This window comes from Microbacterium sp. zg.Y909, from assembly GCF_024626565.1.
Genome location: NZ_JANJFJ010000023.1, coordinates 1 through 14,908 on the forward strand (window position 1 = coordinate 1; position 14,908 = coordinate 14,908).

At 70.6% G+C, this 14,908-nt stretch carries 13 protein-coding genes; 6 read left to right on the plus strand and 7 right to left on the minus strand.

What is annotated here, in order from left to right; translation table 11 throughout:
- Nucleotides 1–73 precede the first annotated feature (73 nt).
- A complete protein-coding gene (locus tag NQ160_RS03540; RefSeq protein WP_257513862.1) occupies nucleotides 74–1,393 on the minus strand; it encodes an ABC transporter substrate-binding protein in 1,320 nt (439 codons plus the stop codon).
- 300 nt (nucleotides 1,394–1,693) lie between these two features.
- Here NQ160_RS03540 and NQ160_RS03545 point away from each other — a divergent pair, with 300 nt between their 5' ends.
- Genes NQ160_RS03545 through NQ160_RS03555 form a run of 3 tightly spaced genes read left to right on the plus strand, consistent with a single transcriptional unit; the run spans nucleotide 1,694 to nucleotide 4,957 of the window.
- Nucleotides 1,694–2,641, plus strand: coding sequence for a carbohydrate ABC transporter permease (locus NQ160_RS03545; protein WP_257513863.1), 948 nt, complete (start codon nucleotides 1,694–1,696; stop codon nucleotides 2,639–2,641).
- Nucleotides 2,642–2,687: 46 nt separating this feature from the next.
- Nucleotides 2,688–3,593 carry a carbohydrate ABC transporter permease gene (locus tag NQ160_RS03550; protein WP_257513864.1) on the plus strand — a complete coding sequence of 302 codons (906 nt, stop codon included), beginning with the start codon at nucleotides 2,688–2,690 and terminating at the stop codon, nucleotides 3,591–3,593.
- An 11-nt stretch (nucleotides 3,594–3,604) separates the two neighbouring features.
- Complete coding sequence (locus NQ160_RS03555; protein WP_257513865.1) at nucleotides 3,605–4,957, plus strand: Gfo/Idh/MocA family protein; 1,353 nt, start codon at nucleotides 3,605–3,607, stop codon at nucleotides 4,955–4,957.
- A 36-nt stretch (nucleotides 4,958–4,993) separates the two neighbouring features.
- On the opposite strand, the gene NQ160_RS03560 is transcribed toward NQ160_RS03555, so the two are convergent.
- Genes NQ160_RS03560 through NQ160_RS03585 form a run of 6 tightly spaced genes read right to left on the minus strand, consistent with a single transcriptional unit; the run spans nucleotide 4,994 to nucleotide 11,900 of the window.
- On the minus strand, nucleotides 4,994–5,971 hold the full coding sequence (locus tag NQ160_RS03560; RefSeq protein ID WP_257513866.1) for a serine hydrolase domain-containing protein: 978 nt from the start codon (nucleotides 5,969–5,971) through the stop codon (nucleotides 4,994–4,996).
- Nucleotides 5,972–6,010: 39 nt separating this feature from the next.
- Nucleotides 6,011–7,459 (minus strand): rhamnulokinase, encoded by a 1,449-nt coding sequence (locus NQ160_RS03565; protein WP_257513867.1) that lies wholly within the window; start codon nucleotides 7,457–7,459, stop codon nucleotides 6,011–6,013.
- Nucleotides 7,456–9,492, minus strand: coding sequence for a bifunctional aldolase/short-chain dehydrogenase (locus NQ160_RS03570; protein ID WP_257513868.1), 2,037 nt, complete (start codon nucleotides 9,490–9,492; stop codon nucleotides 7,456–7,458). Before NQ160_RS03570 ends, NQ160_RS03565 begins: the two co-directional genes overlap by 4 nt.
- A gap of 22 nt (nucleotides 9,493–9,514) precedes the next feature.
- On the minus strand, nucleotides 9,515–10,360 hold the full coding sequence (locus tag NQ160_RS03575; RefSeq protein WP_257513869.1) for an alpha/beta hydrolase: 846 nt from the start codon (nucleotides 10,358–10,360) through the stop codon (nucleotides 9,515–9,517).
- Nucleotides 10,360–11,526 carry an L-rhamnose isomerase gene (gene rhaI / locus NQ160_RS03580; protein ID WP_257513870.1) on the minus strand — a complete coding sequence of 389 codons (1,167 nt, stop codon included), beginning with the start codon at nucleotides 11,524–11,526 and terminating at the stop codon, nucleotides 10,360–10,362. The genes NQ160_RS03575 and rhaI overlap by 1 nt, the downstream gene beginning before the upstream one ends.
- Nucleotides 11,523–11,900, minus strand: a complete 378-nt coding sequence (locus tag NQ160_RS03585; protein WP_257513871.1) for an L-rhamnose mutarotase — start codon at nucleotides 11,898–11,900, stop codon at nucleotides 11,523–11,525. Before NQ160_RS03585 ends, rhaI begins: the two co-directional genes overlap by 4 nt.
- Before the next feature lie 110 nt (nucleotides 11,901–12,010).
- On the opposite strand from NQ160_RS03585, the gene NQ160_RS03590 reads away from it, so the two are divergent.
- From NQ160_RS03590 to NQ160_RS03600, 3 genes are all read left to right on the plus strand, one after another.
- The gene (locus NQ160_RS03590) at nucleotides 12,011–13,021 is read left to right on the plus strand and encodes a LacI family DNA-binding transcriptional regulator (protein WP_257513872.1); all 1,011 of its coding nucleotides are present in this window, start codon (nucleotides 12,011–12,013) and stop codon (nucleotides 13,019–13,021) included.
- Between the two features lie 41 nt (nucleotides 13,022–13,062).
- Entirely contained in the window at nucleotides 13,063–14,025 is a 963-nt protein-coding gene (locus NQ160_RS03595; RefSeq protein ID WP_257513873.1) for an aldo/keto reductase, read from the plus strand.
- Nucleotides 14,022–14,908: LLM class flavin-dependent oxidoreductase (locus NQ160_RS03600; protein WP_257513874.1), on the plus strand; the 887-nt coding region annotated here is incomplete at its 3' end. The genes NQ160_RS03595 and NQ160_RS03600, both read left to right, overlap by 4 nt.

Consider the following 14,908-nt stretch of genomic DNA (forward strand, 5'->3'; position numbering starts at 1 on the left):
CGGGGCCCCTCGGCGGGGGGTAGGGCGCGGGGGGCGGGCCCCCGTGCGTCCCCCCCCCCCACTGCGGGTGCGGTCAGTCGTTGGCGAGAGCCGCCGACAGCTCATCCACCCACTGCTGGGCACCGTCTGCGGCGCTGATCTTGCCGAACAGGATGTCCGATTCGATGCGCTGAGACAGCTCATTGAGCATCGCGCCGCCCGCGGGCTGCGGCGGGGCTTCGACACCCACCTCGAGTACCGTGCCCACATACTCCGCCGACAGCGCGTCGGCGGGTGCCAGCAGCGGCTTCACGACGGCCAGCGTATCGGGGTTGAACGGCAGGCCGCGGTTGGCCAGGATCAGCTCCGCAGGCTCCGGCTGGTTCAGCAGCCAGTCCACCAGCAGGGCGGCCGCTTCCGGGTGCTTGGACCCGGAGGCGATGGCCCAGAACTGCGACGGCAGCACCGCAACGCCCGAGACGTCGGTCGACGACGGCGGCGTGAGAAGCTGCACCTCGGCACCGGTGCCGCCCTGGTAGGCCCCGATCTGGTTGCTGTAGGCGAACGTCATGCCGGCCTTGCCTGTGCCGAAGAGCGAGAGGTCGGGCGTGACGTTCCAGTGCTCGACGATCACCGACGGGTCGGGAAGGCCGCCGGCCTCGACGAGCTCCTGCTCCATCTCGTACCACTGCTGGATCACATCGGCGTCGACCGAGAGCTCACCGTCCCAGTCGTAGATGCCGGTCTCGGTGTACTGGGCGGCATAGGTGCCCAGCACGTCCTGCACGCGCAGATCGAGCCCGACGATGCCGTCGCCGGCGTTGGCCGAGATCTCGTTGGCGGTCTCGGTGAAGTCCTCCCATGTCCAGGATGCGTCGGGGAGCTCCACTCCCGCCGCCTCGAAGATGGTCGGGTTGATCAGCACGCCGATCGCGTTGCCACCGGTGGGCAGGCCGTAGAGCGTGTCGTCGACGGTGGCGCTCGTGAGCGTGAAGTCGGGATACGCGTCGGTCGGCAGCTGCTCCCTCACGGTCGACAGATCCAGCAGGGCGCCTGCTGCCCCGTACTCCTGCGGCTTCGCACCACCGAGGGCGAAGACATCGGGCGCGGTTCCCGACGCGAAGTCGGTGGCCAGGCGGTTGAAGAGGTCGTCGGGCGCGCCGACGGGCTGCTCGACGACCGTGATGTTCGGGTACTCCGCCTCGAACAGGTCGATCGCCTCGGCCATGATCGCCGACCGCTCGTCGTTGCCCCACCAGGCGATCTGCAGCTCGATCTCCTCTTCGGGATCGAATCCGCCGCCCGTCCCCGGTGCCGGGTCGGATGCGCCGGAGCAACCCGCGAGCGCGAGCGCCGTGACGAGGATGGTCCCGGCTGCCGCGCGGGCCCTGAAGTGTCGTGCTGAACGCGTCATTGCGCCTCTTTTCGTGTCGTGTACGCGGGTGCCTGCTTCGGCGCCCGTTCGGTGGCGGGCGCCGCCGAACGCACGCGGCATCCGAAGAAACCGCTTTCACCGGAAAGTAGCAGTGGGCGTCTGCGGTGTCAATTGTTCGTACGGCGTCGTTACGAAGCCGGGATGCGCCCGTGCACGCGGAGGCCTGTGATCACGGAGATCTCGGACTGTTTGACCTCATCGGCCTGTGTGGTCCATACTGATCGGCGCACGTGAAAGCGGTTTCTTCCATGTGCCCCGAACGAAGACAGGGAGGTCTCCGTGAGCAGCATCGGCGAGTTGCGAAAGATCGCACGCCAACCGCGAGGCACGGCCGGCGGAGGGGGCGGTCGCAGCCGCAACCCCGACAACAAGGCGGGGTACCTCTTCCTTGCGCCGTGGCTGATCGGCGTCGTGGTGTTCACCATCGGCCCCATGCTCGCGTCGCTGTACCTCGCGTTCACCGACTACAACCTGCTGCAGCCGCCGCGGTGGTCGGGGCTGGACAACATCGTCGAGATGCTGGGCGACGCCCGCCTGTGGAATTCGCTGGGCGTCACGCTCACCTACGTCATCGTCTCGGTGCCGCTGCAGCTGGCGCTGGCCCTGGCCGTCGCGATGCTGCTGGACCGCGGCATGAAGGGCCTGGCTTTCTACCGGTCGATCTTCTACCTGCCGAGCCTGCTGGGCGGATCGGTCGCGATCGCGATCCTCTGGCGTCAGGTCTTCGGCAAGGACGGGATCGTGAACTCGTTCCTGGCGGTGTTCGGCATCGAGGGTCCCGGGTGGATCTCGCATCCCGACTACGCACTGGCGACGATCATCATCCTCCACGTCTGGACGTTCGGGTCGCCGATGGTGATCTTCCTCGCCGGGCTCCGGCAGATCCCCGAGATGTACTACGAGGCGGCCCAGATGGACGGCGCCGGCAAGATCCGGCGGTTCTTCTCCATCACCTTCCCGCTGCTGACGCCGATCATCTTCTTCAACCTGGTGCTGCAGATCATCTTCGCGTTCCAGTCGTTCACGCAGGCCTACATCGTCTCGGGCGGCACCGGCGGCCCGTCGGATTCGACCATGTTCTTCACGCTCTACCTCTACAAGGAGGCCTTCACCGAGCTGAACATGGGGTACGCCTCGGCCATGGCGTGGTTCCTGCTGCTGATCATCGGCGGCTTCACCGCCTTCAACTTCTGGCTGTCGAAGTTCTGGGTGTTCTATGACGACTGAGCAGCCCGGCCCCGCCCCCATCTACGTCCGCGCGGAAGAGAGCACCATGACCACCACGACCGACGCCACCCTGGCCGTCGTCCTGCCGAACGCAGGCGACGACGAGCGCCGTCGCCTGCGCCGCCGGGGCAACGTCCGATCGGTGTTCAAGCACGCCGGACTCATCCTGCTGTCGATCGTGATGATCTACCCGCTCATCTGGCTGGTCGTGTCGTCGCTGAAGCCCAACGCCGACATCTTCACCGACCTCGGCATCTTCACCACCGACCTCACCTTCGAGAACTACGTGCGCGGGTGGACCGCCCAGCAGCTGCCGTTCAGCGTGTTCTTGATGAACTCCACGATCCTCGTCGTGGGCGCGATCATCGGAAACCTCGTGTCGTGCTCTCTCGCGGCATACGCGTTCGCCCGCCTGAAGTTCTGGGGCCGCAACGCCTACTTCGTGATCATGCTGGGTACGATCATGCTGCCCTTCCACGTCGTGCTGGTGCCGCAGTTCATCATCTTCCGCGAGCTCGGTTGGCTCGAGACGTTCCTCCCTCTCATCGTGCCGAAGTTCCTCGCCACCGACGCGTTCTTCGTCTTCCTGATGGTGCAGTTCATCCGGGGCCTTCCGAAGGAGATCTTCGAAGCAGCGCGCATCGACGGCGCAGGCCATGCCCGCATCTTCGGGCAGGTCACGCTGCCGCTCATGGTGCCGGCGCTCGCGACGACGACGATCTTCACGTTCATCTGGACCTGGGGCGACTTCTTCGGGCCGCTGATCTACCTGCGCACGCGGGACAACTTCCCCGTCTCGGTGGCGCTGAAGGGCTTCATCGACGCGCAGTCCTCGTCGAACTACGGCGCGATGTTCGCCATGTCCGTCGTCTCGCTGATCCCGCTGTTCCTTGCGTTCCTGATCGGCCAGAAGTACCTGGTCAAGGGCATCGCCACGACCGGTATCAAGTGAGGGACGACACGATGACGACGCGCACGCGCTATGCGATCGTGGGCACGGGAAGCCGCGCCCAGATGTACATCGATGCCATCACCGGTCCCCACGCGGACACCGCCGAGCTGGTCGCCTGGGGCGACACCAACCCCGGCCGTGTGGACTGGTACGAGCGACGCCTGAGGGATGCCGGTGCGCCGGTGCCCGCGCGGTTCGCGCCGGACGGGCTGGCCGAGGCGGTCCGCCGTCACCGTGTGGACCAGGTGATCGTCACGTCACCGGATTGGACCCACGACGACCATGTCGTCACCGCGCTCGAAGCCGGCGCCGGCGCCATCGTCGAGAAGCCGCTGACGACCACCGCCGAAGGGGTGCGCCGCATCGCCGAAGCGGCCGAGCGCACCGGGCTGCCGGTGGTGGTCACGTTCAACTACCGGTACTCGCCGCGCAACAGCGCGCTGAAGCAGGTGATCGCGTCGGGCGAGATCGGCGAGGTGACGTCGGTGCACTTCGAGTGGGTGCTCGACACCGCCCACGGCGCGGACTACTTCCGGCGCTGGCACCGCGACAAGGAGAGCTCCGGAGGGCTCCTCATCCACAAGGCCAGCCATCACTTCGACTTGGTCAACTGGTGGATCGGCGACGCGCCCGCGCGCGTGTTCGCCAGCGGCGGCCTGCGTTTCTACGGCGCGGACAACGCCGCGCGTCGCGGCCTCGGCCCGCGGGCGCCCCGGGGCACGGGGGACTCGCCGCTGCGCGATGCGTTCAGCCTCGACCTGCGCGACGATCCGACACTGCGGGGCCTCTACCTGGAGCAGGAGGAGCACGACGGCTACCTGCGCGACCGCGATGTGTTCGACGCCGGCATCACGATCGAGGACAACCTCGCGCTCGTGGTGGACTACGCCGGGGGCGCATCGATGTCGTATGCGCTCAACGCGCATTCGCCGTGGGAGGGCTACACGGTGGCCGTCAACGGCACCCGCGGGCGGGCCGAGCTGACGGTCGTCGAGCGCGGTGCCGTGCTGGTCGCGGACAACGGTCGTCCTGTGGTGGATCCGAGCGCGAGGCCCGACGAGGTGCGCGACGACGATGGCCGGCCGGTCAGCGAGCGCCTGGTGGTGCAGCGTCACTTCGACGTGGCGCGCGAGGTGCCCATCCCGGAGGGCGAAGGAGGGCACGGCGGCGGTGACGCGCAGTTGCTGCGTGACCTGTTCGTCGGCGCCGGGGCGGACCCGCTCGGCCGCGCCGCGACGTGGGACGACGGGGTGCGCTCGGTGTCCGTCGGGCTGGCCGGCAACCGTTCCCTCGAGACAGGGCAGGCCGTGCGCACCGCCGAGCTGTCGCTGGGCACCGCCCGCGCCGTCTTCGCTGCCGAGTGAGTATCCGGGGCGAGTACGGATAACCACTCGCGAGCTTCAGACGCCGGAGACCACCGCGTTGTCGAGCTCGTCGGCATCCACTCCTGGTCGCTGCACCTGGTTGGTGAGCAGCACATAGGCGACGCCCGCCGTCGGGTGCACCCAGAACTCGGTGCCGGCCCACCCCCCGTGTCCGTACACGTCCTGGTCGATCAGGCCGGGCGCGCGCGTGCGCAGGTTCCAGGTGAAGCCCCAGTCCTGGCCGCGCTCGGCGGGGTAGGGCTCGAGCCTCGGGATGTCGCCGGTCAGGGGACGCCGCATCATCGCCAGGGTCGCCGGCTGCACGATCTCGCCCTCGTCCCGCAGCAGCGCCGCGCCGATGGCGAGCAGGTCGGCAGCCGTGCCGATCATCCCGGCACCGGGGTTGCGGTGGCCGGCGAACACCGTTGCATCGAACCCGAGCTCCGGACCATCGACCACCGCATGGGGGTCGGCCGCTTCGTCCAATGTCAGTCCGCTCGCGCCGATGGCGCCGGCCCAGTCCGCCACATCGGCATCCCAGGAGCGGCCCGTCGCCTGCTCGACGAGCGCCGCGACCCCCTCGAACGCGATGGTCGAGTACCGCGATGCGGCGCCGGCGGCGAAATCCCGACCGGGCTCGAGCAGCGCCTGCCGCAGCGGCACCGCGCTGTCGAGCGCAGGCTCCGGGATGCCGGACGTGTGGCTGACCAGGTGGCGCAGGCGCACCACGTCGTCGCGGTCGCGCCCGAAGTCGGGGATCGCCGCTGTCAGCGGCGTCTCCGCCGTGACCAGGCCGCGCTCGATAGCGCGCGCGGTCGTGAGACCGGTCAGGACCTTGGTGATCGAGAAGAGTCGGTAGGCATCGTCCACCTTCGCCGTCCGGCCGTGCGTGGCTCCGAACGCGTCGAGCCCGACGACGACGTCGGCGGTCGTGATGCCGAGGACCGCGGAAGGCAGGCGCCCCGCTTCGACGTGCCGCCGCACCCAGTCGAATGCGGCGCTGTATCCGGTCATCCGTGATCTCCTCGAATACTCACCCGACGGCGAGAATACTCACTCGCCGGGGCGGGGGTCGTAACGTGTCGGGGCGTGCGTGCGCGCCACGAGGTCCCGCAGCGACTCCAGCGAGCCTCCCACGAAACCGGCCGCGCGGCCCTGCACCAGCAGGTTGCCGAGCGCGGTCGCCTCGACGGGGCCGGCCAGCACCGGCATCCCCGCCCGATCGGCGGTGCGCTGGCACAGCAGCCGGTTCAGCGACCCGCCGCCGACGATGTGGATCGTCTCGACGTCCACCCCGCCGATGCGACCCGCGAGCCGCGCGGTGTCGGCGAAGGCCTGCGCGAGCGACTCCACGATCGAGCGCGCGAACTCCGCGTGCGTGCGGGGCGCGGCGACGTCATGCTCGGCGCACCAGGCGGCGATGCGGGCGGGCATGTCGCCCGGCGGGAGGAAGCGCGGGTCGTCGACGTCGAACACCGGCACCGTGGCGGGATCCACCTCGGCCGCGGCGCCGAGCAGCGTCGGCAGGTCGATGTCGTGGCCCTCACGCTCCCAGCCGCGCACCGTCTCGCTCAGCACCCACAGGCCCATCACGTTGTGCAGCAGCCGCACCCGGCCGTCCACACCGCCCTCGTTGGTGAAGTTCGCCGCGAGCGCCTCGGCCGTGAGAACCGGCCGCTCGACCTCGACCCCGACGAGACCCCACGTGCCGCACGAGATGTATGCGGCGGACTCGGGCTGCATCGGCACGGCGACGACCGCCGACGCGGTGTCGTGCGACCCGACGGCCGTGACCGAGACCCTCGAGCCGGCACCGAGTGACGCGGCGACCTCCGGCAGCAGGGCGCCCAGGCGCTCGCCCGGGGCGATGAGGGTGGGGAGGATGCCGCGGGGGAGACCCAGCCCGGCCATGAGCTCCTCGTCCCACGTTGCGGTGGTGGCCCGTAGCAACCCGGTCGTCGAGGCGTTGGTGACCTCGGTGCGCGCCTGCCCCGTCAGCCAGTAGCCGATGAGGTCCGGCACGAGCAGCGCCGTGTCGGCGAAGCCGAGGAGATCCGTCGGCTCCGCGGCCAGCTGGTACAGCGTGTTGAAGGGCAGGAACTGCAGCCCGTTGCGGCGGTAGAGCTCCGCGTGCGGCATCCGCTCGTGCACCGCAGCGACGCCGCGCTCGGTGCGGGAATCGCGGTAGTGGAAGGGCGTGCCCAGCAGCCGCCCGTCGCGCAGCAGCCCGTAGTCCACGGCCCACGAATCCACGCCGATGCTGGCGACGTCGGGCGCCGCGCGGAGGGCCTCACGCAGCCCGGCGAGGGCCGCGCTGTACAGCCCGAGCAGGTTCCAGTGCATTCCGTCGGGCGTGGCCACCGGGTCGTTCGAGAACCGCGCCACCGTCGTCGCCTCGAGCGTGTCGGGGCCCACCTGCCCGACGATCACCCTGCCGCTCGTCGCACCCAGGTCGACCGCGGCGACGGCGCCGGCGCCCGACGAACCCGCGCCCGCGCTCATCGCAGGAAGGCGGCGGCGACGCCGGAGTCCACGGGGATGTGCAGCCCGGTCGTGCGCGAGAGCTCCGGACCGGTGAGCACGTACACCGCGTCGGCGACGTTCTCGGGCACGACCTCGCGCTTGAGGATCGTACGGTTCGCGTAGAACTGGCCGAGGTCCTCCTCATTCACGCCGTACGTCGCGGCGCGGTTCGCGCCCCAGCCCGACGCGAAGATGCCCGAGCCCCGCACGACGCCGTCGGGGTTGATGCCGTTGACGCGCACCCCGTGCTCGCCCAGCTCCACCGCCAGCAGACGCACCTGGTGGGCCTGGTCGGCCTTGGTCGCCGAGTACGCGATGTTGTTGGGGCCGGCGAAGACGGAGTTCTTCGACGAGATGTAGATGACGTCGCCGCCCATCTTCTGCTCGATGAGCGCCTTCGCGGCGGCCTTCGCGACGAGGAACGAGCCTTTCGCCATGACGTCGTGCTGCAGGTCCCAGTCCTTCTCGGTGGTCTCCAGCAGGGGCTTCGACAGCGACAGCCCGGCGTTGTTCACGACGAGGTCGACGCCGCCGAAGGCGAGTACGGTCGCGTCGATGGCGGCCTGCACGCCTGCGGCATCCGCCACGTTCGCCGCGACGCCGATCGCGACGTCGGTGCCGCCCAGCTCGGCGGCCGCGGCCTGCGCCTTCTCGAGGTCGAGGTCGGCGACGACGACGCACGCGCCCTCGGCGGCCAGGCGGGTGGCGATGGCCTTGCCGATGCCGGACGCCGCGCCCGTCACGAACGCGATGCGGCCCTGGTGGCTCTTGGGCTTCGGCATCCGCTGCAGCTTCGCCTCTTCGAGCGCCCAGTACTCGATGCGGAACTTCTCGGCATCCGAGATGGGGGAGTACGTCGACAGCGCCTCGGCGCCGCGCATGACGTTGATGGCGTTGACGTAGAACTCCCCGGCGACGCGGGCGGTCTGCTTGTTCGCGCCGTAGCTGAACATGCCGACGCCCGGGACGAGCACGATGAGGGGGTCCGCGCCGCGGATCGCGGGGCTCGAGGCATCCGCGTGCGCGTCGTAGTACGCCTGGTAGTCGGCGCGGTACTCGGCGTGCAGCTCCTGCAGCCGGGCCAGCTGCTCGTCGACCGAGGCGGATGCCGGCAGGTCGAGGATCAGCGGCTTGACCTTGGTGCGCAGGAAGTGGTCGGGGCAGCTCGTCCCGAGCGCGGCGAGAGCCGGTGCCTTCTCGGAGGCGAGGAAGTCCAGCACCACGTCGCTGTCGGTGTAGTGGCCGACCATCGGCTTGTCGGTGGATGCCAGGCCTCGGATCGTCGGCGCGAGGGCGGCCGCGCGGGCGCGCCGCTCGGCGTCGGGCAGCGCTTCGAATCCGGCGCGTACGCCGCCGAACGGCTGGGCCTTGCCATGCTCGGCGATGTAGGCGGCGGCGGTGTCGATGATCCACAGGCTGTTGCGCTCGGACTCCTCGGAGGTGTCGCCCCACGCGGTGATGCCGTGGCCGCCCAGGATGCAGCCGATCGCCTGCGGGTTCTTCGCCTTGATCTCGGCGATGTCCAGGCCCAGCTGGAAGCCGGGGCGACGCCACGGCACCCAGACGACCTTGTCGCCGAAGATCTCGGAGGTGAGCTTCTCGCCGTCGGCGGCCGTCGCGATCGCGATGCCCGAGTCCGGGTGCAGGTGGTCGACGTGCGCGGCATCCACCAGGCCGTGCATGGCGGTGTCGATCGACGGGGCGGCGCCGCCCTTGCCGTGCAGGCAGTAGTCGAACGCGGCGACCATCTCGTCTTCGCGCTCGACGCCCGGGTAGACGTTCACGAGCGCGCGCATGCGGTCCAGCCGCAGCACGGCCAGACCCTTCTCGGTGAGGGTGCCGAGGTCGCCGCCGGAGCCCTTGACCCACAGCAGCTCGACGGGCTCCCCGGTGACCGGGTCGGTCTCGGTGCCCTTGGCGGAGGTGTTGCCGCCGGCGTAGTTGGTGTTCTTCGGGTCGGCGCCCAGGCGGTTGCTGCGGGCGATGAGTTCGGCGGCTGCGGGGTTCGTCATGAGGGTGTTCCTTCGGTGGCGGTCAGGCAAGTGCGGACAGGCGCGCGGCGATGCGCTCGATGGAGAGGGATGCCGCGGGCTCGTCGGGTCGGTTGAGATGGCCATGCTGGGTGCCAGGCTCGGTGAGGGCATCCACGGGGACTCCGGCTTCGGCCAGCGAGCGGGCGAACGCCTCGCCGGACATGCGCAGTTCGTCCGCCTCGCCGTTGACCATCAGCACGGGCGGGTAGCCCCGGAGCTGCGCGGTCGTCGCGATCCCCGGGACCGCGTAGGCATCGGCGGCGTCGACCGGCCCGCCGAGGTAGTTCTCGTACATGGTGCGGATGATGTCCGCGCCGAAGCGGTCGGCCTCGGGGTCGGCGTCGAGCAGGGCGCGCAGCTCGGCATCCGCTGCCGCCTGCACGGCCTGCAGCGTCGGGTAGGCGAGCACCACCAGCGCCGGGAGGGTATCCCCGGTGTGCAGCCGGCGCAGGGTGGCACCGGCGGCGAGGTTGCCGCCGGCGCTCGCGCCGCCGAGTGCCCAGGGTCCGTCGGCGAGTCCCGCGGCGAGCGCCCACGCGAAGGCGAAGCCGACCTCTTCGGACGCCACCGGGTAGCGCACGCGCGGGCGGTCGTGTCCGGCGGGGGGCATGGTCCACCCCTCCGGCACCGGAGCGAGGGCGTAGTCGACCGACACCACGGCGATGCCGCGGTCGGCCAGCTGACCGCAGACCCAGTCGCCCTCGGGCATGTCGAGGTCACCGCCGGCGAATCCCCCGCCGTGTGCCCATACGAGGCCCACCCTGGCACGCTCGGCGGGCACGTAGGTCCGCACGCCCAGCGGCCCGTGCGGGCCGTCGAGCGTGCGGTCCCGGGCGGCGTGGGTCATCAGGCGCCCCAGCCGGCCTGCGTGCCGCCGACCCGCTCGGCCTCGATCTTCTGCTGGTAGCCCGAGGCTGCGTAGGCGGCCATCGGGTCGGCGGGAAGCCCGCGCGACTCGCGCCACTCGGCCAGCGCCGGGCGCACGTCGGTGTAGAAGGCATCCATGAAGACGGCCTGGGCGCCCAGGACGTCGTTCGCTGACTGCGCTGCCGCCAGGGCGTCGCGGTCGACGAGCAGGGCGCGGGCCGTCATCTCCTGCACGTTCAGCACGGAGCGGATCTGACCCGGGATCTTCGCCTCGATGTTGTGGCACTGGTCGAGCATGAACGCCACGTCGGGGTTGTTGAGCCCGCCGCCGCGGATGACCTCGAACAGGATGCGGAACAGCTGGAACGGGTCGGCGGCGCCCACGATCAGGTCGTCGTCGGCGTAGAAGCGCGAGTTGAAGTCGAACGAGCCGAGCTTTCCGAGGCGCAGCAGCTGCATGACGATGAACTCGATGTTCGTGCCCGGGGCGTGGTGGCCGGTGTCGAGGCACACCATCGCGCGCTCGCCGAGCGCGGCGACCTGGGCATAGGACGTTCCCCAGTCCGGAACATCGGTGTGGTAGAACGACGGCTCGAAGAACTTGTACTCCAGCACCAGGCGCTGGTCGCCGGTCAGCCGCGCGTAGATCTGCTGCAGCGAATCCTGCAGGCGGTCCTGCCGGGCGCGCATGTCGGTCTGGCCGGGGTAGTTCGACCCTTCGGCGAGCCAGATCTTGAGGTCACGGGAGCCGGTGGCATCCATGACGTCGATGCACTCGATGTGGTGGTCGATGGCCTTGCGGCGGATCGCCTCGTTCTCGTGCGTGAGGGCGCCGAACTTGTAGTCCTCGTCCTGGAAGGTGTTGGAGTTGATCGTGCCGAGCTTCACGCCCAGGTCCTCGGCGTGGCGGCGCAGCACGCCGTAGTCCTCGACCTTGTCCCACGGGATGTGGAGGGCGACCGAGGGGGCGAGCCCGGTGAGGCGGTTGACTTCGGCGGCGTCGGCGATCTTCTCGAAGGGATCGCGCGGGGTGCCTTCGGTGGTCCAGACGCGGAAGCGCGTGCCGGAGTTTCCGAACGCCCAGCTGGGCAGCTCGATGCCCTGGCCCTCGAGCTCGGTGAGGATGGCGGGGGACAACGTCGTCATGATGCGTCGCTTTCGTGAAGGGCGGCGGATGCCAGCTGGTCGTGCAGATTGAAGATCTCGGTAAGGGGGGTCGCGGCCTGGTCGGGGCGGCCCTCGAGCCCCACGAAGAAGGGGGCCATCTCGGCCTCCCAGCGGGAGGCGACCTCCGAGGCCGCGAGGTACGCCTTGGCGGCCTCGTCGTCGTCGGTCTCGTAGTAGCCGGTGAGGCGGCCGCCCTCGCCGAGGAACAGCGAGTAGTTGCGCCGGCCGGATGCCGCGATCTCGGCGAGCATCTCTGGCCAGACGGGAGAGTGTCGCCGCAGGTACTCGTCGAGCATCTCGGGCTTGACCTGCAGCTGGAAGCAGACGCGCTGCGGCTGTGACGGGCTCGTCATCGAGGGTCTCCTGGATCGCCGGGGATGTGAATCGTTTCAAAATTAGTGGACGAAGCCGGGTGACGCAACCGTCCGGTCTAGGATCGCCGGGAGAGCAGGAGGGGGCGCCGATGGTCGTCAGCATCCGCGACGTCGCGGCGGCAGCCGCCGTCTCGGTCGGCACGGTGTCCAACGTGCTCAATCGTCCCGCCAAGGTCGCGCCGGCCACGGTCGAGCGCGTGCAGCGCGCGATCGACGAGCTGGGGTTCGTCCGCAACGACGCCGCCCGCCAGCTGCGCGTCGGCCGCAGCCGCAGCATCGGGCTCGTCGTGCTGGATGCCGCGAACCCCTTCTTCGCCGACGTGGCGCGGGGCGCCGAGGCGCGCGCCGACGAAGCGGGCATGGCGGTGCTGCTGGGCAACGCCGACGAGGACCCGCCGCGCGAAGCGCGCTACCTCGACCTCTTCCTCGAGCAGCGGGTCAACGGCGTGCTCATCACGCCGACGAGCGATGACGTGGGGCGGCTGAGGCGCCTGCGCGCTGCCGGCACGCCGGTGATCCTGGTCGACCGGGAGATGCCGGGAGAGGGGTTCTCCTCGGTCTCCGTCGATGACGTCGAGGGCGGGCGCCTCGCGGCATCCCACCTGCTGGCGGGGGGACGCCGCCGACTGCTGTTCCTCGGAGGGCCGCGGGCGATCCGACAGGTCGCGGACCGGCTGGAGGGCACGCGGCAGGCCGTGGATGCCGTGGCGGGGGCGACCCTCGAGGTCGTCGAGGCGCCGGCGCTCACCGTGCTGCACGGGCGCGCGGCGGGGCTCGCCCTGCTCGAGCGCCCGGCGAGCGATCGGCCCGACGCCATCTTCGCGGCGAACGACCTTCTCGCCGTCGGGGCCATCCAGGCCCTGTCGATCATGTCGGGAGTGCGGATCCCCGACGACATCGCGCTGATCGGCTACGACGACATCGACTTCGCCGCGTCGACCACCGTGCCGTTGAGCTCGATCCGACAGCCGGCATCGCTCATCGGCTACACCGCCGTCGACCTGCTGCTGCAGGAGTTGGCCGACCCGGCGCCGGACGAGCCGCGCAACGTGCGCTTCCAACCGGAGCTGATCGTCCGCGAATCGACCACGCGCGCCTGAGCAGGCCCGCAGGCGCATCCATACAGAAAGGCGACTCAGCCATGACGCACACGACTCTCGGCTCCACCGGCATCCCTGTGGGCGACGTCACGCTCGGCACGTCCGCGTTGGGGGAGGGCACCGCTCCCGGCTCGGCGGAGGAGGCGGCGGCCGTCGCGGCGGCGGTGGACCTGCTGACCGGCCCTTTTCCCCTCATCGACACCTCGAACAACTACGGCAACGGCCGCTCCGAGGCGGTGCTGGGCCTCGCCCTCGCCGAGGTGGGGCCGGCGCTCGCGACCGCCCGAATCGCGACGAAGGTCGACCGCGACGGGCGCACCGGCGCCTTCGACCGCGACCGGGTGATGCGCTCCTACGAGGAGAGCCTGACGCGGCTGGGGGTCGACCGGGTGGAGATCCTGCACCTGCACGACCCGTACAGCATCACGTTCGAGCAGGCTGCGGAACCAGGCGGCGCGCTCGAGGGGATGCGGGAGCTGCGCGAGACGGGCGCGGTCGACGTCATCGGCATCGCCGCCGGACCCATCGCGCTCATGACCCGGTACGTCGAGACCGGGCTGTTCGACGTGGTGCTCTCGCACAACCGGTTCACCCTCGTCGACCGCAGCGCGGAGGCGCTGTTTGCCGAGGCGCGCCGTCGCGGCATGGGTGTGTTCAACGCGGCGCCGTTCGGTGCCGGCATCCTCGCCAAGGGGTCGGCGTCGCGGCCGTCGTACGGCTACAACGACGCATCGCCGGAGCTCATGGCGTGGATCGCGCGCGCCGAGCAGGTGTGCGCCGATCACGGCGTGCCGCTGGCCGCCGCGGCGCTGCACTTCTCGCTTCGATCAGAGCTCGTGGATTCCACGATCGTCGGCATCGCCAGCTCGCGCCGTCTCGTGCAGCTGCGCGAGCTGCGGGACACCGAGATCCCCGACGCCCTGTGGCCGGACCTCGACGCGCTCGGCCCGGCGCCGAGCCCGCTGCCGGAGCGGGACGCCGAGGAATCCCGGCCGCTGCTGTGACCGGCTGCGCCGTCGGGGTCATGCTGCCCCGCGACATCGACGCGACGCGCGTGGGGGAGTTCGCCGTGCGCGCGGAGCAGCTCGGGTTCGACGAGCTGTGGATCGTTGAGGACCTGGGCTTCCGCGGCGGTATCGCGCAGGCCGCGGTCGTGCTGGCGCTGACGGAGCGGATCCGCGTGGGGATCGGCATCCTTCCCGCCGGTGCTCGCAACGCCGCCTTCGCGGCGATGGAGCTGGCCACGCTCGCGCAGCTCTTCCCCGGCCGGGTCGACGCCGGGATCGGGCACGGGATGCCGGACTGGATGCGGTCCGTCGGTGCCTGGCCGGACCGTCCGCTGCGGGCACTCGAGGATCACGTGACGACGCTGCGCACGTTGCTCGGCGGGGGCGCGCTCGACACCGGGGTGCGACTGGACGCGACGAGCGTGCCGGCCGAGCCGCCGCCGCTGCTGCTGGGCGTGCGGGGACCGAAGTCGCTCGCGCTCTCGGGGCGCATCGCCGACGGCACCGTGCTCGCCGAGCCCGTGACGCCCGAATACGCGCGGGCGGCGATCGAGCAGATCGCGGCATCCGATCACCGGCTCGTGGCGTACAACGTCGGGGTCGTCGGCGCGGATGCCGGCGCGGCGCTGGCGGCGGCGCGGCCGGCGCTCGCGGCGTTCGGTGAGCCGGACTGGGCGCCGCACATCGCGCCGATGCCGTTCGCCGCGGAGTTCGCGGCGCTGCGGGCGCGGTGCGCCGACGGTGCGGAGTTCGCCCGCGCGATGCCGGACGAGTGGGTGAGGCGGCTGGCGCTCGCGGGCACGGTGCCCGAGGTCCGCGCTCGCATCGAGTCGCTGGCCGCCGCCGGCGTGCACAGCTCGGTGTTCATCCCGGTGGGGGA

What these genes read in the sequence shown, in the direction of transcription:
- NQ160_RS03575 (WP_257513869.1), bottom strand. Translation starts at nt 10,360, where the DNA reads ATGACCCACGCCGCCCGGGACCGCACGCTCGACGGCCCGCACGGGCCG.
- NQ160_RS03595 (WP_257513873.1), top strand. Translation starts at nt 13,063, where the DNA reads ATGACGCACACGACTCTCGGCTCCACCGGCATCCCTGTGGGCGACGTC.
- NQ160_RS03540 (WP_257513862.1), bottom strand. Translation starts at nt 1,393, where the DNA reads ATGACGCGTTCAGCACGACACTTCAGGGCCCGCGCGGCAGCCGGGACC.
- rhaI (WP_257513870.1), bottom strand. Translation starts at nt 11,526, where the DNA reads ATGACGACGTTGTCCCCCGCCATCCTCACCGAGCTCGAGGGCCAGGGC.
- NQ160_RS03570 (WP_257513868.1), bottom strand. Translation starts at nt 9,492, where the DNA reads ATGACGAACCCCGCAGCCGCCGAACTCATCGCCCGCAGCAACCGCCTG.
- NQ160_RS03585 (WP_257513871.1), bottom strand. Translation starts at nt 11,900, where the DNA reads ATGACGAGCCCGTCACAGCCGCAGCGCGTCTGCTTCCAGCTGCAGGTC.
- NQ160_RS03560 (WP_257513866.1), bottom strand. Translation starts at nt 5,971, where the DNA reads ATGACCGGATACAGCGCCGCATTCGACTGGGTGCGGCGGCACGTCGAA.
- NQ160_RS03565 (WP_257513867.1), bottom strand. Translation starts at nt 7,459, where the DNA reads ATGAGCGCGGGCGCGGGTTCGTCGGGCGCCGGCGCCGTCGCCGCGGTC.
- NQ160_RS03550 (WP_257513864.1), top strand. Translation starts at nt 2,688, where the DNA reads ATGACCACCACGACCGACGCCACCCTGGCCGTCGTCCTGCCGAACGCA.
- NQ160_RS03555 (WP_257513865.1), top strand. Translation starts at nt 3,605, where the DNA reads ATGACGACGCGCACGCGCTATGCGATCGTGGGCACGGGAAGCCGCGCC.
- NQ160_RS03590 (WP_257513872.1), top strand. Translation starts at nt 12,011, where the DNA reads ATGGTCGTCAGCATCCGCGACGTCGCGGCGGCAGCCGCCGTCTCGGTC.